Source organism: Mycobacterium sp. NGS61, assembly GCF_059812325.1.
Window position 1 is genome coordinate 157262 of record NZ_JCALCL010000005.1, and the last position, 17172, is coordinate 174433.

Sequence of the window (17172 nt, forward strand, 5' to 3'; positions counted from 1 at the left end):
CCCGGCCAACCTGTTGGTTGGGCCGGTCCGCCGCTGGCTGGACACGGTCGCGGTCGCGGCGCGGGCGTCACGCTGGCGTGGCGCCCGACGCCGAGCGTCACGCCAGCGTGACGCTCGACGCGACCAACAACCCAATAAGCTCGTTCTCCATGACCGTCTCGCGGCTACAGCCCTACGCGACCACGGTGTTCGCCGAGATGTCGGCGCTGGCCACGCGGATCGGCGCGGTCAACCTCGGCCAGGGCTTTCCCGACGAGGACGGTCCCGCGGAGATGCTGCGGGCCGCCCAGGACGCCATCGCCGACGGTATGAACCAGTACCCGCCCGGCCCCGGCATCGCCGCTCTGCGACAGGCCATCGTCGCGCAACGCCGACGACGCTATGGCATCGAGTACGACCCCGATACCGAGATCCTGGTCACGGTCGGGGCCACCGAGGCCATTGTCGCAGCGGTGCTCGGCCTCGTCGAACCCGGCTCCGAGGTGCTGCTGATCGAGCCGTTTTACGATTCCTACTCACCGGTGGTCGCGATGGCCGGCGCGACCCGGGTGCCGGTCCCGCTGGTTGCCGACGGGCGCGGTTTCGCGTTGGACGCCGACGCGCTGCGACGCGCCGTCACCCCGCGCACCAAGGCTCTGATCGTCAATTCGCCGCACAATCCCACCGGCGCGGTGCTGAGCGCGCCAGAGCTGGCAGCCATGGCCGAGATCGCAACGGCCGCAGACCTTTTGGTGATCACTGACGAGGTCTACGAGCATCTCGTCTACGACGACCACCGGCACCTGCCGCTGGCCGGCCTCGACGGCATGGCCGAGCGCACGATCACCATCTCCAGCGCGGCCAAGATGTTCAACTGCACCGGGTGGAAGATCGGCTGGGCTTGCGGCCCAGCACATCTCATTGCCGGGTTACGCGCCGCCAAACAGTATCTGAGCTACGTCGGCGGAGCACCGTTCCAGCCCGCGGTGGCTCTGGCGCTGAACACCCAGGACGAGTGGGTGGCCACTCTGCGCCAGACGCTGCAGCGCCGGCGCGACCGGCTGGCGGCCGGACTGACCGACATCGGGTTCGCGGTACACGACAGCTTCGGCACCTACTTCCTGTGCGCGGACCCGCGCCCGCTCGGACACGACGACAGCACCGCCTTCTGCGCCACGCTGCCGGAGCGCGTCGGGGTGGCCGCGATACCGATGTCGGCCTTCTGCGACCCGGCCGCCCGGCACGCCGGGCTATGGAAACACCTGGTGCGCTTCACGTTCTGCAAACGAGACGACACGCTCGACGAAGCGATCCGGCGACTGGCGGCGCTGGGCGATCGACGGCACTAACCGCCCATCACCCGCTTGCGCAGTCCCTCCAAGGCGGAATAGAGGATCTTCTTGCGGGCCCGGTTGACCAGGAACTCGGGCAGCGGCGCAGAGGGTTCGACGGTGATGGTGAACCGCACCCGGGTCTTGTCGGCGCCTTCGCGGGTCAGGTTGTACTCGCCGTGCTGGGCATGCTGCTGAAGCGTTTTGGTGGCGTCCCACACCATCCAGTCCGGCCCCCAGTGATATTCCAGCAACTCCTTGTCGACGATGCCGACCACCTTGATGGTGACCTTGACGTGCCGGGGGCGGCCGTCGGGCCAGGTGTCGATGACTTCGGCCCGCTTGTGCACCGACGACCAGGACGGCACCGCGTCCATGTCGGCGAGCGCGTCGATGATCACGTCCGGCGACGCGTCGATCAGCACTTCACCCGATGCTTGTATGGCCACTACTGCTCAAACTAGCAACCTGGCGGCGCGGACTCCGCGGCCAACTATGCGTCCGGGCCGGGCTCCGCGCCCAGCACCTGCTCGCGCAATCCCCGGGCCGCGGCATCCAATACGTGTTCGCTGGCCCGCCGCACGATGAATCCGGGTATCGGTCCGGCCGGTTCGACGGTGATGTCGAAACGCACCCGGGTTTTGTCCAGTCCCTCGGGTTTGAGGTTGTACTCGATATGTTGGCCGTGCTGCTGGGCGGTCTTGCCGGCGTCGTACACCACCCAGTCCGGACCCCAGTGGTATTCCAGGATCTCCTTGTCGACCAGGCCCAGGATCTTGATGGTGGCCTTCACGTGGTGGGGCCGGCCGTCCGGGTAGTAGTCGAGCACCTCGACACTCTTGTGCAGTGGTGACCAGGAGGACAGCGCGCCGACATCTGACAGCGCCGCCATGACCACTTCCTGGGGCGCATCAATGACGAATTCTCGCGATGCTTTTACGGCCACTGGTTCCCAAGCTAGCAACGCTCGGCACGACCTGGGGAGCGGTTGTCGGAAATTGTCGGATACCAGCCGATTTCACCGAGCGCCGCGGTATCAGCCCTTCTTCACCTTCAACACGCGGTTGCGCAGCTCTTTGGTCGCCGAGTCGATGGTGCCCTTGACGGCCCGCTTGAGCACGAACCCGGGCAACGGCACGTTCGGGTCGACGCTGATCTCCATCTTCACCAGCGTCTCGTCCCCTTTGGGCACCAGGGTGTACTTCCCGTCCTGCGACTTCTGCTGACCGGAACTGACCAGCGTCCAGGTCACCTCGTTGCCACTCCAGGTGTAGGCCACCACCTGCTCGTCGGTGATGCCCGCGGTCTTCACCTTCATCTTCACTCTGCTCGGACGCCCATCGTCTCCGGTCTCCAGGATCTCGGCGGTCTGGTGCGGTTCGGACCATTCGGGCATCGCCTCGAAATCAGCGATGACATCCAGGATCTCCTCGGGACTGGCTTCGATGACGATGTCGCGGGATTCTTTGATTGCCATGGCCCGCACCATATCGCGACCGTGCCCCGGCGGGAATAGTCGTTTCGCCGGTATCGTCGCCACGGGCGTACCGTCGTTTCCGTGACCGATTCTGCCTATACCGTCGGCGACTATCTGCTCGACCGCCTCGCCGAACTCGGCGTCACAGAGATCTTCGGCGTGCCCGGCGATTACAACCTGGCTTTCCTCGACCACATCGTGGCCCACCCCAAGCTGCGCTGGGTCGGCAACGCCAACGAACTCAACGCCGGTTACGCCGCCGACGGATATGGGCGGCTGCGCGGAATGTCAGCCGTGGTAACGACATTCGGCGTCGGTGAGCTTTCGGCGACCAACGCCATCGCGGGCAGCTACGCCGAGCACGTGCCCGTCGTGCACATCGTGGGCGGGCCCTCGAAGGACGCCCAGGCCACCCGCCGGGCGTTGCATCATTCGCTCGGCGACGGCGACTTCGAGCACTTCTTCCGGATCAGTCGCGAAATCACCTGCGCGCAAGCCAATCTCATGCCAGCCACCGCGTGCCGTGAGATCGACCGGGTGCTGTGCGAGGTGCGCGAACAGAAGCGGCCCGGGTACCTGCTGATGTCCACCGACGTGGCGCGCTTCCCCACCGAACCGCCGGACGCGCCGCTGCCACGCTATGCCGGCGGCACCAGTCCGCGGGCGCTGGCCATGTTCACCGGGGCGGCGGCGAAGTTGATCGGCAACCGCCAGTTGACCGTGCTGGCCGACCTGTTGGTGCACCGCCTGCAGGCGGTCCGGGAACTGCAGGCGCTACTGGCAGCCGACGTGGTGCCGCACGCGACGTTGGTGTGGGGTAAGAGCCTGCTCGACGAGAGCTCGCCGAATTTCCTCGGCATCTACGCCGGCGCGGCCAGCACCGAACGGGTACGCACCGCCATCGAGCAGGCACCGGTCCTGGTGACCGCCGGGGTGGTGTTCACCGACATGGTCAGTGGGTTCTTCAGTCAACGCATCGACCCGGCCCGGACCATCGATATCGGCCAGTACCAGAGCAGCGTGGCCGACGAGGTGTTCGCGCCGCTGGAGATGGGTGCGGCGCTGCAGGCTCTGACAGCGATACTGACCGAGCGCGGTATCCGTTCACCGGACGTGGCACCGCCACCGGTGCAAGCACCGGCCCCCGCCCCGGGCCGCGACGAGGCTCTCACCCAACGGATGCTGTGGGACCGGCTGTGTTCGGCACTGACCCCGGGCAACGTGGTGTTGGCAGATCAGGGGACCTCGTTCTTCGGCATGGCCGACCACGTACTGCCCCAGGGGGTCACCTTCATCGGCCAACCATTATGGGGTTCGATCGGTTACACGTTGCCCGCCGCCTTCGGGGCGGCGGTGGCCCATCCGGACCGCAGAACGGTGCTGCTGATCGGCGACGGCGCCGCTCAGCTGACCGCGCAGGAACTGGGCAGCTTCTCCCGGGAGGGGCTTTCCCCGGTCATCGTGGTGGTCAACAACGACGGCTACACCGTCGAACGCGCCATCCACGGAGCAACGGCGCCCTACAACGACATCGTCGGCTGGCGCTGGACCGATCTCCCCGGCACGCTCGGGGTGGAAAATCACCTCGCGTTGCGCGCCGAAACCTACGGCGAACTCGACGACGCGCTCACCGCCGCCGCCGCCCATCGCGACCGCATGGTGTTCGTCGAGGTGGTGTTGCCGCGACACGAGATCCCGCCCCTGCTCGCCCAACTCGTCGGACCGATGCAGCCGAAGGACCACTGAACGCGGCTACGCCGAATGGCGCGGACTCCTCGTCTCGCTGACCGACGCGATGATCGCACGCACGGTGCGACGGCAGCGTCCACAGTCGGCACCCGCGCCGCACGCCGCGGCAACCTGGTTGCTCGTCGACGCGCCCGCGCAGACAGCTTCGGTGACCATCTGGCTGGTGATGCCATTACACAGGCACACGTACATCGCGCCGGTCAGTCCGTCCCGATGCGCATCATGTCGAAATACCGGCCGACGAACAGCGGCGGGTAGGCGCCGATTCCCACCCCGCTGAGCCATTGCGCCGCCGCGTCCGGGTGCTCGATCCATTCCCGCGCGCTGTCCTCGTCGGCGAATTCCTGCAGGATCAGCACCTCGTGTGAGTCGTCGAAAGCCTGAAAGACCCAGGTCTTTCGGATCCCGGCGGCGGTGAACCGGTCCATCGCGAGACCGACTTCGGTGTGCAGCGTCGTCACACTGTCCACGGACGCGAAGGCGGCCACCACCACGCCGGGTGCCCGGCCCGTCGCTGCCGGAGGTTCGGCAATGAACCTGTCCACGATCTCGCCGGCGAAGACGGCCGGGATGTCGTCGACGCCGACGGCATCGAACCAGTCGAAGAACACCCGCGACTGCAACAGCTCTACGATCGGCTCGCGGCTGTGCACCCCGATCATCACCAGCACCCGGCCGTAGTCGTGGGTGGAGATATAGACCAGCACGTGATGGGCGCCGATGTCGGCGAGCGCGGCTTTGCGACGCTCCAGCAGCGGCCACACCTTGGTCGGGTCCGGAATCCGGTAGTCCGACGCGATCACCATCGAGTGAATGTCGCCGTTGCTCATCACAGGCCTATGCCGGATTGAACTGTGAGATAAGCCATTTCCCGTCGGCCTTGGTCAAGGTGACCAGCACGCTGCTGTTCGTCATCGCCGGTTCCGGACGGTCCCTGCTCTGAGTGCTCTGGTTGATGAACAACAACACGATGGCCGAGTCCGGACGGAATTCGGACAACGCGCCGCGAAGCACCACTGCGGTCGTCTTGACTGCCTTCTGCTTTGCGGCCGGAGCGACGATCTGCGAGGTGAACTGGTCGTAGTAAGACAGGAAGTCACCGGTCAGATGTGATCTCGCGGTGGAGAAGTCGTGGTCGAGCGTGTCCGGCGAGTAGGACAGGATGGCGACGGTGCCGTCACTGGCAGCTGCAATTGCCGCCTTGGCTTCGGCTGCGTCGACCTGCTGGTCCGGCCGGTAGGAGAACCAGTACAGGGCGGCCAGCACCGACAGCGAACTGACCACCAGCAGGGCCAGCGCGGCGATGCCGAGCTTCCCGGCCCAACGACTTTTCGTCCTGCCGGCGGTCGGGTTCTTCAATCGGGCGGTCAAGCGATTGCGGCCCGAATCCCGGCCGTCGGCTGACGAATCGGCGTCTTCGGCATCCACCGTGTCCTCGACGACCGAGGTCTGCTCTGCGCTGTCGTCGACCACCGACGAGTCCCGTTCGGTCACGGCACGAACTCCACTTTCGACATCTTGAGCCGACCACCTTCCCGAGTCATCGTCACGATCAGCCGGTACTTACGTGGATCCTGTTTGGCACCAGCGGCATTCGTGACCTCGGAGGTACTGGCCACGAGCACCACCGCCGAATTCTCGGTCATGGTGTCGAGTTCGACAGCGGCAGCTTGAACGCTTCCCTGCGAGATCACTTTCGACTCTTCGACGACTTTGGTGAAATCTTCGGCCATCTTCAGAAAGTCGTCCTTGAACGTCCCGGTGGACACTTCCAGGATGTGTTGCACGCCTTCTTTGGCGTGTTCGTAGTCGAGCGAAGTCAGCGTCACGACTCCCTGCCGTGCGCCCGCGGCGAACTCGGCAACCTGCTGGCGTTCCCGGGTGGCGTTGCGATGCAGCACGGACATCTCCACGCTGGCCCCCACCGCGAAGAGCGTGATAGCGACGGCCAGTACCGCTGCCACCGACTTCAGTGTCGGTCGGCGCAGGCTGCGCCGCGCGGATCTGGCAGCCGTTTCCTCGGCGTTTTCGTCGTCCGCTGCGTCCGCGTCCGTTTCGTCGGAAAGCGTCTCGGTGGTGCGATCGTCCGCAACCTCGGTGTCGCGCTCCTCGATGCGGGCTGGTTTCACCGGCTCCGGTTGCTCCGCTGCTGCAGTGGCTTTGGCGCCGCCGGCCTTTTTCACCGGGCCCTTGGCCAGTTTGATCTTCGCGGCGTCGGGCTTGGCGAGCGTGACCGTCGGTTCGGCCGGCTCGATTGTTGCGTCGTCGACTTTGAGTCCGTTCGTGCCGGATCCGACCTCGGTGCTTGCGACGATTTCGGCTTCGCGGCGCAGCCGGATGGCGCGGGCACGCGCGCGGGCAGCGGCGGCGAGGGCTTCGGCCTCGGCGGCCTCCGCCTCGGCCTCCTCGGCCAGGGACCGCATTTCCGCGACACTCTGCGGTGTGTCGTCCTTCTTCACCGGCGCCGATTTCGCGTCGTCTGCATTACGGCGGGTGCCGCCGCCCTCCGCTCACCGGCTCGGGAACGAGATCGCTCGCCGCTCAACTCCGAACTCCTCTACCGCTTGTCCGTCGGTGACAAGGTGCCTGGTAGCCGCCGACGGTGTCGGGAAAATGCGTTAACTTGTCGCCCGATCCCCATTCCGTCCGGGATCCGCCGTACGCCAGCCGTGGCCACACCCTACTCGCCACCGCACCCATGATGGGCCGGACTGGCGGCGGCCACTCCGGCACGTCGTCGGCCGTCGGAGAACGAGATTATCACTTTCCGTCGGCAATATTACCGTCCGGGCCGACACAAACCGCGCAAAACCGCGTCAAACTGTGGAAATACCGTTCTTGCTTTCGGCATATGCAACTGCCGGAGGATGCCGAGCGCCACTCAGCGGAGGAGATCCTTGACGACCTTGCCGGTGGCGTTCATCGGCAGCGCGTCGACGAATTCCACCACTCGCGGCACCTTGAATCCAGCCATACGCTCCCGGCACCAGTCGATCAGTTCCGGCGCGTCCACCGGACTCTTACGGACGACGAATGCCTTGCCCACCTGCCCGAGCCGTTCGTCGGGAGCGCCGATCACCGCCACCTGGGCAATGGCGGGGTGCTTGAGCAGGAAGCCTTCGATCTCGGCCGGGTAGGCGTTGAATCCGCCCACGATGAACATGTCCTTCTTGCGGCCGACGATGCGCAACCGACCCGACTCGTCGATGCTGCCCAGGTCCCCGGTGTGTAGCCAGCCGTCGCCGTCGATCGCCTCAGCGGTGGCGACCGGATCGTTGAGGTAGCCCTGCATGACCCCGTACCCGCGAACCAGCACCTCGCCGTCCCCGGCGATGCGCACCTCGACCCCGTCGCACGGCAGACCCGCGGTGGAGGCGACCTCTGCAAAGGAGTCGCCGGGCCGGGACAAGGTGACGTTGCCCGCCTCGGTGAGCCCGTACCCGGTCATCAACGTCTGGAACGGCAGCTCACCGTGGATGCGACGGACGAGTTCGACGGGGATGTCGGCGGCACCGGTGACGCCGGCCCGCAACGTGGCCAGCTTGGACTTGTCCGGCACCGTCAACAACGAGTGATACAGCGTCGGCGGGCCGGGCAACATCGTAATGCGCTCGCGCTCAATAAGATCCACCGCGGTGGCGATGTCGAAAACCGCTACCGGCAGCATCGCGGCACCACGCAGAAAGGACGCGACAAGGCCCGCTTTGAGACCGAAGGTGTGGAAATACGGATTGATCATCAGGTAGCGGTCACCCTCGCGCAGATCCGCGAGGGTCGCCCACTCCTCGTACATGCGCAACGTCTGAGCGTGATTCATCATCGCGCCCTTGGGCCGCCCGGTGGTGCCGGAGGTGAAAATGATGTCGGAGACATCGGTGCCGCTGACCGGGCACTCGAACGGTGATCCGGCGTCGAGGAAGCCGGATTTCAGGTCGATGACCGGTATCCCGGCCGGCGGCGCCACGAAGTCCTGCCCCAGGAAGCCCTGCTGGACCAATACCGCCTTGGCCCCGCTGCGGCCGATGACGTCAGCGGCCTCCGCCACCTTGAACCGGGTGTTGACCGGCACCAGGACTCCCCCGGCGGTCAGCAGGCCGAAGGCGGCAACGATCCACTCGGCACAGTTGGGCGCCCAGACGGCCACCCGGTCACCCCTGGCGATACCGAGATCGGCAAAAGCACCTGCCGCACAACGTATTCGGTGGACGAGCTCAGCGAAGGTGTAGCGCAGCGGACCGTCCACGACCGCTTCCGCATCGCCGAAGCGATCCGCCGCGCTCAAGACCATCTCGGGGATGGTCTGCCAGCTGACCCGGTCGGTCACACCGTGACGAGTCGACCGAGATTGCCACCCATGATCTTCGCCTGGTCGTCGGCCGACAAGTGCGACAGCGCCTCGATGTAATAGGTCGGCTCCGCCAGCCCTTCGGGATGGGGCCAGTCCGACCCGTACAGCACCTGGTCCACGCCCACGAGGTTGACCAGGTCGTCGATACCGTCCTCGAAGAACGGGCTGACGTAGATCCGGTTCTTGACCATCTCGACCGGGTCGCTCGGGAATGCCTCCGGAGCCTTGCGGAATACCTCCGCCAGGCCGTCCAGCAGCGGGGTCATCCACTTCGACCCGGCCTCGACGATCGCGACCTTCAGCTTGGGGTGGCGATAGAGCGCGCCGTGAATGACCCACGAGCCCACCGAGTCCTGGATCGGCCGCCACTCGTTGAGGATGCCCATTGCGTTGGTCTGGAACGGCAGCATCTCGGCGCTGGCACCGTCCCATTCGGAGGTGTACCGGGAGTAGCCACTGTCGCTGGAGTGCATGCCGACCAGCACGTCGTACTCCACGACCCGCTCCCAGAACGGGTCGAACTCGGGCAGCGCGAACGACCGCGGACCACGGAAGCCGGGGACCGGTGCCGGGCGGACCAGGATGCAGCGGGCACCGCGCTTGACCGCCCATTCCAGCTCTTCGATCGCCTTTTCAACGATCGGCAGGGTGATCACCGGGGTGGTGAAGATACGGTTCTGGTAGTTGAAGCCCCAGACCTCGTCGAGCCACTGGTTCAGCGCATGGACCAGCACATGGATGGCAACAGGGTCGTCCGACAACCGTTCCTCGAGGAGGCTGGCCAGCGTCGGGAACATCAGCGTCTTGTCCAGCCCCAGCTCGTTCATCACTTCCAGGCGCGGGCCCGGCTCGAAGAACGCCGGGATGGCACGCATCGGCTCACCGAACAGCTCGCGCTTGCTCTTGCCTTCCGGGTTGCCGTACTTGAAATACTCTTCCCAGGCTCCGGGTTTGGCGACGACCTCGAAGGTCGGGTTGGGAATGTAGTTACTGATCTGGCCGCGGATCGCGATCTTGGTGCGCCCGTTGACCTGCACGTACTGGACGTGGTTCTGGTATTCCTTCGGCAGGAACTTGGTCAGCGCCTCCGGCGGCTCGTAAAGATGGTTATCCGCGTCAAAGATCGGAAACGGGACGTCAACCCGGTGCGACAACTGACCCATGAAATCCTCCTTCGCAATTAGTGAGAATCATATTCTCCTATATCGCCGTGCGCAACGTGCACCCACCCCCCGCGCGGGCGGCACGGTGCGGGTCAGCACTTCGCGTTGATCTTGAAATCGGCGCTGGCCGCCTCGCCCGGTTTGGCCGTGGTGGACCCGTTGGCCGTGCCGGTGATGATGAACGACTGGCCATCGAAGCGGGTGGCGGCGTCGGCTCCGCCGCCGTGGGAGTAGGTGCCGGTGAAACCACCGAAGTTGTGGAAGCGGACGGACACCGTGGACGCCGGATTTGCCCGCTGGTCGACGACGATCTTGGCGCCCGAGGCGTCGTCACCAAGTTCGATGGTGCGAAACCATTCCTGCTGGAAGCAGCGCACAACTCGGGGCCGCACCTCGTTCCCGTTGACGGTCGCCACCGCGGTGCTGGCCAGCTGGCCTTGCGAGGGGGCGCTGCACGCCCCGAAGACGGGTGCCGCCAGCGCTACGGCCGCTGCCGCGGCGATTCGGTTCCGCACCTGGCCACCCCAATCCGCAGGCGTCCGGACAACTTCTGGACCTGCAGCGATGATGCTATTCTCCCTAGACGAGAATGCCAATATCGGCGTCGCAAGTCCGGGTTGTACCGAGGAGCTGAACACGCATGGTGGACCTGGATTTCGACGACGCCGAGACCGGGGTGGCAGTGCTGACCATCGATCGGCCGCACGCACGCAATGCCATCTCGCTGGAAACCATGGACCAGCTCGACCATGCGCTCGACGGCGCGAGCGGGGCGTTGGCACTGGTGATCACGGGTGCCGGCGACCGGGCTTTCGTCTCCGGCGGAGATCTCAAGGAGCTCAGCGCGCTACGGACCGAGGACGAAGCCGCGGCGATGGCCCGCCGGATGCGCACGCTGTGCGACCGGATCGCCGGGTTCCCGGCGCCAGTGGTCGCGGCGATGAACGGGCACGCCTTCGGCGGCGGCGCCGAGGTCGCGGTGGCCGCCGACATCCGGGTGGCCGCCGACGACATCAAGATCGCCTTCAATCAGGTGCAACTCGAAATCATGCCGGCATGGGGCGGCGCCGAACGTCTGGCCGCGCTGGTCGGCAAAAGCAGGGCCCTGCTGTTGGCCGGTAGCGGGACCGCAGTCGATGCCGTCGAGGCCGAACGCCTCGGACTGGTGGATGTGGTCTTACCGCGGGCATCCTTCGACTCGGCCGACCAGGGCTGGCGCTCGGTCGCCAGATCCCTCGCCCGCCGTCCGGCCGCCGAGATAAAACGGGTAATCAGCGGAGTTTCCCCTGATGAGGCGATAGCATCGTTTGCACGGCTGTGGGTGGCCGACCCGCACTGGCAGGCCGCAGCACTAGTCATGAACCGCAAAGCCAATCCGCGCCCAGCAGCCGGAGGAGCGATATGACGACCAGGGCAACGCCGCAACTGGGCATCGGAGCAGCGCTGCTGTCAGCGGTTCTGCTGGCCGGCTCCGGTATAGCGGCCGGCACCGGCACGGCACGGGCTGACGACGACCCGCCGCCCGCGCACCGGGTCGTCTACACCATCACCGCCAACAACCCGGCCTACGCCGACATCTACTACCAGGACCAGGATCCGGCGAAGTTTTCGGACTACAGCCACAACCCCTACCCGTTCACGCCGAATGTGCAGGCCGATATCGCCCCGGGACGGCCGTGGAGCCAGACGGTAATGCTGGTGGATCCCGCGCACTGGGCGATGGTCAGCGTCAGCATGCAGCGTCAACCCGGCTTTCCGGGCTTTCACTGCACCTTGTCGGTCGACGGCGCGGTGGTGGTGTCCAAGGATGGAGAACGTGGGGTGCTCTGTTCGCTGCGCACCTGGTGAACCACCCAGGTCGGCGGGATGTCCGCGATCGGCTGCGGCTCGCCTTCCAACCTGCGCAGGTGATGTTCGACGAACTTCAGCGTCTCCGGGTGACCCACCGACACACCCATCGCCTGCTCGAGCACCAGGAACCGCGACAGGCTGGTCATCAGCACGGTGAAAACCACCGGCGGCACGAAATCGGTATTCAGCTTGCCCTGCGCCTCGTACCGCTGCATGGCAGCCGACACCACCTGGCGTTGTTCGTCGCGAAAACGGTCGGCGTAGTAGGCGATTTCGGCGCGCATCTCTTTGCGGTGGTTGGCCAGCGCCATGAATTCCATCGAGATACGCGTGAACCCGGGATCGGTGCCGAATCGCCACAGCGCCCACAGCGGTTGCGGCAACTGCAGCAACTGCGCCTGGGCTTGCAGCCCTTCCTCAGCGCGGCGCCGGAAGACGGCCAGAAACAGGTCCTCCATGGTGCGGAAGTAGTAGTGCACCAGCTGCGGTTTGAGTCCGGCCTTGTTGGCGAGCCGCCGCGACGTCACCGCCGCGTAGCCCTCCTCGATCATCAACTGTTCGGCCGCGTCGAGCAGCAGGCCGCGATTCTTCGCGTCCGGCGCCCCGATCCTGCGGGCCGATGTCATGCCGTACCCGTCCTCTCTGCGCTCGCCCGACGATCACGCCGATCGTATCCGCGACACGGTTCGGTACCGGCGCAGTGATCTTGACCACGACAATACCGCCATGCTAAGCAGGTGCTCAGCAGACGTTCTAATCGGGCGACGCCAGCTCTCGTCGCCGACTGACCAATTGGCGACACGGTGCTGCGGGCCGGCTTCGGGAGGAATGCACGATGAGCGATTACGACACCATTGATTTCTTCACCGATCCGTCGCTGGTACCCGACCCGTACACCTACTTCGATTACCTGCGCGCCCAGAACCCGGTGCTGCGTCTGCCGCACTATGGGGTCGTCGCCGTCACCGGCTACGAAGAGGCGACGGCGGTCTACAAGGACACCGACTCGTTCTCCAACTGCGTCGCGCTCGGCGGGCCGTTCCCGCCGCTGCCGTTCCAGCCCGACGGCGACGACATCAACCATCAGATCGACGAGCACCGGCACTGTTTCCCGATGTTCGAGCACATGGTCACCATGGACCCGCCGGACCACAGCCGGGCGCGGTCGATTTTGAGCAGGCTGCTGACGCCGAGCCGACTCAAGCAGAACGAGGAATTCATGTGGCGCCTCGCCGACCGCCAACTCGACGAGTTCCTGGTCAACGGCAACTGCGAATTCATCGGTGAATACTCAAAACCGTTTGCCACGTTGGTGATCGCCGATCTGCTCGGCGTCCCGGAGGAGGACCACAAAGAATTCCGGGTGGTACTGGGCGCCGACCGTCCCGGCCGCGTCGGGGCCCTGGACCACGAATCGGTGGGCGTCAATCCGCTGGAGTGGCTCGACGACAAATTCTCGGCCTACATCGAGGACCGCCGCGCGCACCCGCGCGAAGACGTCCTGACCGCGCTGGCCACCGCCAAGTATCCGGACGGGACGACGCCGGAGGTCATCGACGTCGTCCGGTCAGCCACCTTCCTGTTCGCCGCCGGCCAGGAGACCACAGCAAAGCTGCTCAGCGCCGCACTGCAGGTGATCGGCAACCGTCCGGACATCCAGCAGCAACTCCGCGACAACCGCAGCCTGATTCCGGGGTTCATCGAGGAATCCCTGCGCATGGAGAGCCCGGTCAAGAGTGATTCGCGATTGGCGCGCAGGTCGACCCAGGTTGGCGGAGTGGACATTCCGGCCGGCACCGTGGTGATGGTGTTGCCCGGTGCGGCCAACCGTGACCCGCGCCGCTTCGACGACCCGCACGAGTTCCGGCTGGACCGCAAGAACGTCCGCGAACACATGGCGTTCGCGCGCGGCGTGCACTCCTGCCCCGGCGGCCCACTCGCCCGGGTCGAAGGCCGGGTGTCCATCGAACGGATACTGGACCGGATGGCCGACATCAACCTCGACGAAGCCCACCACGGCACCGCCGACGACCGCCGATTCACCTACGAGCCCACCTACATCCTGCGCGGACTCAACCAGCTCCACCTCACCTTCACACCCCAGGAGCCACCGGCCGGGCGACCGGTCAGTTGATCGCCAGGCCGATGAAATAGCTGCCGAACAATCCGGCCGCGATCAGCAATACCCAGGCATCGGTGAGCCGGCGCAGTCGTGCGGGCGCCTCCCGGACTTCCATGAACTCGCGAAAGATGATGCGCACCTTGATGAGTGCGATGACGATGACGCTGGTCGTGAGCACCACACTGGTGCCGTGGACGGAGTGGTCGATCCACAGGTAACCCAACGTGAGCATGGCCAGTACCGCCCACACCACCAGCAGCCTCGCGTTGGGCTTCACCGCGTCACCGCACCACGTACAACAACGCGAAGATCAGCACCCAGAGGAAATCGACTGTGTGCCAATAGGTTGCGCACGTTTCAATCAGTGTTTGAGAGTCGGCGGTGCCACGCCGGGCACCCAGGAGGCGGTAACCGATGACACCGAGGACGACGAATCCGATGAGCAGGTGCACGAAATGAATGCCGGTGAGGAAGAAGTAGTAGCCGAAAAAGTCGTTGCTGTCCAGGCCGTTTCCGGCATGCACCAGCCGGGACCATTCGAAAACTTTCAGAGACAGAAAGACTGCGGCGAACGCGGCCGTCGCCAGAACGTCGCGCAGCGCTGCCCGATACGCGCCGGAGCGCGCCGACTGCACGCATCGCGCCACTGACCAGGAACTCAGCAGCAACACGAGTGTGTTCAGCACGCCGATGCGCAGATCCAGGTGCTCCTGGGAGCTCAAGAAGAGCCCCGGGCTCCTGGTCCGGTAGAACAGGTAGAAGCCGAAATATCCGGTGAATATCAGACTTTCGAACAGGACGAAGGCCCACATGTCCGGCTGGCCCGGCACGAACGTCGCGCGCTTGTCTTCTCCGGCCAGCTCGGTCATGACGCGCCCGCCTGTCCCGCCGCGCGCTTACTGGGCAGCTCGGGTAGCGGTCCGGTACCGAAGTCTTCACGCCGGATCATCCGGAAGAGCATGACGACAAAGGTCACCTGATAGATGCCGAACACCACCATGTCCAACCACCACGCGATCTGCCCGTTCCAGGCCAGCACGCCACGCCCGAAGATCCAACACGGCGCCACGACGACCTCGGTCAGCGCGTTGCACAGATTGAGATAGCCGAACCACTTGGGAAACACCCGATTCTTATCGATCAGTATCGCGACCATCCACAGCAGCGACCCGATCAGGAAAACCCCCATGGTCCCGTCGAACGACAAGAAGGCGAAGTCGTAGAGCCAACCGATCGCCTCGGGATCTCGGTGCGGGCGTAGTGTCCCGACGATCAACGCGATACAGAGCAGGAGCAGGCCCGGCACCGCGCTGAGCGCATAGATCAGCAGGTAGGAGTATCCGAACGCGCGGCTCACCGACATGCGCCGCATGGAATAGGCGATCAGGGCGTTGTTGATCGCGTTCATCCCACAGATGACGAAGATGACGCCGAGCCCGATGGGGATGCCGAGGCGGCGTTCATTGAACCAGTGCACCTGTGTGGCCAGGTCCCAGGTGGGCTGGGGCGGCGGCTGGACTTGAGCCACGATGAAGAACACCGGGAAGAAGATGTTGTAGAAGACGACGAGTGTCCACCAGGCCAACCACAGCTCGCGCTTGGGGTTGTGCCGCAGGTGCCAGGCAAACCGGTGCCGCCAGGGGCCCCGCGGTGCGGCCGAGCGCTCCGGTAGCGCCACCACCGCGCTCAAGCGGGTTCCAATGTCATTGCCTGGCTTTGGTTTTCAGATCGTTCCCGATATATGGCCTGGGCCAGGACCACGCCGGTCACCACGATCCAGACGGTGATGGCGACGTTCTTCAACCAGAAGGACAGCACGCCGTCCCATGCGAGCGGACCCGACAACGACAGGCCCACGAACGCCGCCGGGACCAGCGCCGCGGCTACGACGAGATTGAAGTGACCCACCCAGCGCTGGAACACCGGTCGCGGCTGATCGTCGAAATAGATTGCCAGAGACAAGATTACGCTCTGCCCGATCAGGTAGGGAACCAGGATGGTGAAGGTGATCCAGGCGAAATCGTTGAGCAACTGGGTCAATTCCGGTCGCCGTTCCGGTCGGAATGCGGCCAGCAACCAGCACACGTTGGCGATCAGGAACAAGGTGGGGCCGCCGGCGACGCAGCCCAGCATCGCGTAGGAGAAGATCGGGGTGCGATGAGCCATCCGGCGAATCTGCATCGCAACCAGCACCAGGATCGGCACCAGGCACACGCCGAACCAGTTGAAGACGATCATGCTGTACCGGATCTCGGGCAGATGAGCCGGATCGCGATAGAACGCGGCCACCTGCTCGGCCGTCATCGACGGAGACATCGGCGGGTGAAATCCCGGGAACAACAGGAAGGCCGCGATCCAGATGAGCAGCAGGACCGGCAGCGTCCAGAGCAGGATCACCTCGCCATCGATTCGCCGCGCGGCGGGTGATCGTGGCGGGGTGGCTGCAGCGCCGATATCGGACATCGATGACTCCTTCGGGCTCGTCAGCGAAGCTAGCCGAACGGCTACCCCATCGTCAATAGCCGATCGGCTACTCTGACTGCGTGGTCTCAGCACCGAGCCGATTCCGGTTCATCACCCGCAGCCCCGCGCAGCTGCGCATCCTGGATGCCGCCCTGCAGCTGATCGGTGAGAACGGTGTCGGCGGAACCTCACTGCAGATGATCGCCGACGCCGTCGGCGTCACGAAAGCCGCTGTTTACCACCAATTCAAGACCAAGGAGCAGATCGTCATCGCTCTCACCGAGCGTGAACTCGGCGGTCTGGAGGAGGCACTGGAAGCCGCCGAAGCACACGATCACCGGACCCGGGCGCGCGACGTACTGCTGGACCGGGTCATCGAGGTTGCCGTCCAGCGGCGCGGTGCGGCAAGCACCTTGCAGTTCGACCCCGTCATCGTCCGCCTGCTGGCCGATCACCAGCCGTTCCAGCAGTTCATCGAGCGCCTCTACGGTGTTCTCGTCGACGGCGTTGCCGAGGACGCGCGCGTCTCGGCTGCCATGCTCTCGGGTGCGATCGCGGTGGGGGTGGTGCATCCGCTGGTCGCCGACATCGACGACCAGACCCTACGCACCCAACTGCTGCGGATCACCCGGCGTCTGTTCGACGCCGCCGCTGAATAGCCCGATCGCATTTTCACGACGCGGTTACTC

General features: G+C 65.3%; 21 protein-coding genes. 6 read left to right on the forward strand and 15 right to left on the reverse strand.

The features are described from left to right. The first annotated feature begins 149 nt into the window (after positions 1-149). A complete protein-coding gene (locus AC5Y3Z_RS13245; RefSeq protein ID WP_463827307.1) occupies positions 150-1328 on the forward strand; it encodes a pyridoxal phosphate-dependent aminotransferase in 1179 nt (392 codons plus the stop codon). Here the strand turns inward: AC5Y3Z_RS13245 and AC5Y3Z_RS13250 are convergent. The 3 genes from AC5Y3Z_RS13250 to AC5Y3Z_RS13260 form a co-directional block, all read right to left on the reverse strand. Continuing rightward, positions 1325-1759 carry an SRPBCC family protein gene (locus AC5Y3Z_RS13250; protein ID WP_463827306.1) on the reverse strand — a complete coding sequence of 145 codons (435 nt, stop codon included), beginning with the start codon at positions 1757-1759 and terminating at the stop codon, positions 1325-1327. The genes AC5Y3Z_RS13245 and AC5Y3Z_RS13250 overlap by 4 nt on opposite strands. Before the next feature lie 44 nt (positions 1760-1803). After that, positions 1804-2256 carry an SRPBCC family protein gene (locus AC5Y3Z_RS13255; RefSeq protein ID WP_463827305.1) on the reverse strand — a complete coding sequence of 151 codons (453 nt, stop codon included), beginning with the start codon at positions 2254-2256 and terminating at the stop codon, positions 1804-1806. 90 nt (positions 2257-2346) lie between these two features. Beyond that, entirely contained in the window at positions 2347-2787 is a 441-nt protein-coding gene (locus tag AC5Y3Z_RS13260) for an SRPBCC family protein (RefSeq protein WP_463827304.1), read from the reverse strand. Between the two features lie 81 nt (positions 2788-2868). On the opposite strand from AC5Y3Z_RS13260, the gene AC5Y3Z_RS13265 reads away from it, so the two are divergent. Beyond that, positions 2869-4533 (forward strand): alpha-keto acid decarboxylase family protein, encoded by a 1665-nt coding sequence (locus AC5Y3Z_RS13265; RefSeq protein WP_463827303.1) that lies wholly within the window; start codon positions 2869-2871, stop codon positions 4531-4533. 6 nt (positions 4534-4539) lie between these two features. Here AC5Y3Z_RS13265 and AC5Y3Z_RS13270 read toward each other — a convergent pair whose 3' ends face one another. The 7 genes from AC5Y3Z_RS13270 to AC5Y3Z_RS13300 all read right to left on the reverse strand — a co-directional run bounded on the left by AC5Y3Z_RS13270 (position 4540) and on the right by AC5Y3Z_RS13300 (position 10562). Then, positions 4540-4728 (reverse strand): (2Fe-2S)-binding protein, encoded by a 189-nt coding sequence (locus AC5Y3Z_RS13270; protein ID WP_463827302.1) that lies wholly within the window; start codon positions 4726-4728, stop codon positions 4540-4542. A gap of 8 nt (positions 4729-4736) precedes the next feature. Continuing rightward, complete coding sequence (locus AC5Y3Z_RS13275) at positions 4737-5366, reverse strand: fatty-acid--CoA ligase (protein ID WP_463827301.1); 630 nt, start codon at positions 5364-5366, stop codon at positions 4737-4739. Positions 5367-5373: 7 nt separating this feature from the next. After that, positions 5374-6030: a twin-arginine translocation pathway signal gene (locus tag AC5Y3Z_RS13280; RefSeq protein ID WP_463827300.1), complete on the reverse strand. Its 657-nt coding sequence runs from the start codon at positions 6028-6030 to the stop codon at positions 5374-5376. After that, positions 6027-6995 (reverse strand): Rv1363c family protein, encoded by a 969-nt coding sequence (locus AC5Y3Z_RS13285; RefSeq protein ID WP_463827299.1) that lies wholly within the window; start codon positions 6993-6995, stop codon positions 6027-6029. Before AC5Y3Z_RS13285 ends, AC5Y3Z_RS13280 begins: the two co-directional genes overlap by 4 nt. A gap of 422 nt (positions 6996-7417) precedes the next feature. Further along, positions 7418-8860 carry a FadD3 family acyl-CoA ligase gene (locus AC5Y3Z_RS13290; RefSeq protein ID WP_463827298.1) on the reverse strand — a complete coding sequence of 481 codons (1443 nt, stop codon included), beginning with the start codon at positions 8858-8860 and terminating at the stop codon, positions 7418-7420. Further along, on the reverse strand, positions 8857-10047 hold the full coding sequence (locus AC5Y3Z_RS13295) for an amidohydrolase family protein (RefSeq protein ID WP_463827297.1): 1191 nt from the start codon (positions 10045-10047) through the stop codon (positions 8857-8859). The genes AC5Y3Z_RS13290 and AC5Y3Z_RS13295 overlap by 4 nt, the downstream gene beginning before the upstream one ends. Before the next feature lie 92 nt (positions 10048-10139). Then, positions 10140-10562: a lipoprotein LpqH gene (locus tag AC5Y3Z_RS13300; RefSeq protein WP_463827296.1), complete on the reverse strand. Its 423-nt coding sequence runs from the start codon at positions 10560-10562 to the stop codon at positions 10140-10142. 125 nt (positions 10563-10687) lie between these two features. Between AC5Y3Z_RS13300 and AC5Y3Z_RS13305 the strand changes: the two genes are divergently transcribed. Beyond that, positions 10688-11452: an enoyl-CoA hydratase/isomerase family protein gene (locus AC5Y3Z_RS13305; RefSeq protein WP_463827295.1), complete on the forward strand. Its 765-nt coding sequence runs from the start codon at positions 10688-10690 to the stop codon at positions 11450-11452. Beyond that, positions 11449-11895, forward strand: a complete 447-nt coding sequence (locus AC5Y3Z_RS13310; protein WP_463827294.1) for an Rv2576c family protein — start codon at positions 11449-11451, stop codon at positions 11893-11895. Before AC5Y3Z_RS13305 ends, AC5Y3Z_RS13310 begins: the two co-directional genes overlap by 4 nt. Here the strand turns inward: AC5Y3Z_RS13310 and AC5Y3Z_RS13315 are convergent. Further along, a complete protein-coding gene (locus tag AC5Y3Z_RS13315; protein WP_463827293.1) occupies positions 11811-12524 on the reverse strand; it encodes a TetR/AcrR family transcriptional regulator in 714 nt (237 codons plus the stop codon). The genes AC5Y3Z_RS13310 and AC5Y3Z_RS13315 overlap by 85 nt on opposite strands. Before the next feature lie 209 nt (positions 12525-12733). Here AC5Y3Z_RS13315 and AC5Y3Z_RS13320 point away from each other — a divergent pair, with 209 nt between their 5' ends. Beyond that, positions 12734-14032: a cytochrome P450 gene (locus AC5Y3Z_RS13320; protein WP_463827292.1), complete on the forward strand. Its 1299-nt coding sequence runs from the start codon at positions 12734-12736 to the stop codon at positions 14030-14032. Here the strand turns inward: AC5Y3Z_RS13320 and AC5Y3Z_RS13325 are convergent. The 4 genes from AC5Y3Z_RS13325 to AC5Y3Z_RS13340 are packed head-to-tail and all read right to left on the reverse strand — an operon-like array spanning position 14025 to position 16483. Beyond that, a complete protein-coding gene (locus AC5Y3Z_RS13325; protein WP_463827291.1) occupies positions 14025-14297 on the reverse strand; it encodes a cytochrome C oxidase subunit IV family protein in 273 nt (90 codons plus the stop codon). The two genes, AC5Y3Z_RS13320 and AC5Y3Z_RS13325, sit on opposite strands and share 8 nt — an antisense overlap. A 4-nt stretch (positions 14298-14301) precedes the next feature. Continuing rightward, the gene (locus AC5Y3Z_RS13330; protein WP_463827290.1) at positions 14302-14889 is read right to left on the reverse strand and encodes a cytochrome c oxidase subunit 3 family protein; all 588 of its coding nucleotides are present in this window, start codon (positions 14887-14889) and stop codon (positions 14302-14304) included. Next, complete coding sequence (locus tag AC5Y3Z_RS13335; protein WP_463827289.1) at positions 14886-15710, reverse strand: hypothetical protein; 825 nt, start codon at positions 15708-15710, stop codon at positions 14886-14888. Before AC5Y3Z_RS13335 ends, AC5Y3Z_RS13330 begins: the two co-directional genes overlap by 4 nt. Further along, positions 15707-16483, reverse strand: a complete 777-nt coding sequence (locus AC5Y3Z_RS13340) for a hypothetical protein (RefSeq protein ID WP_463827288.1) — start codon at positions 16481-16483, stop codon at positions 15707-15709. Before AC5Y3Z_RS13340 ends, AC5Y3Z_RS13335 begins: the two co-directional genes overlap by 4 nt. A gap of 80 nt (positions 16484-16563) precedes the next feature. Between AC5Y3Z_RS13340 and AC5Y3Z_RS13345 the strand changes: the two genes are divergently transcribed. Next, a complete protein-coding gene (locus AC5Y3Z_RS13345; RefSeq protein ID WP_463827287.1) occupies positions 16564-17142 on the forward strand; it encodes a TetR/AcrR family transcriptional regulator in 579 nt (192 codons plus the stop codon). Positions 17143-17172 lie beyond the last annotated feature (30 nt).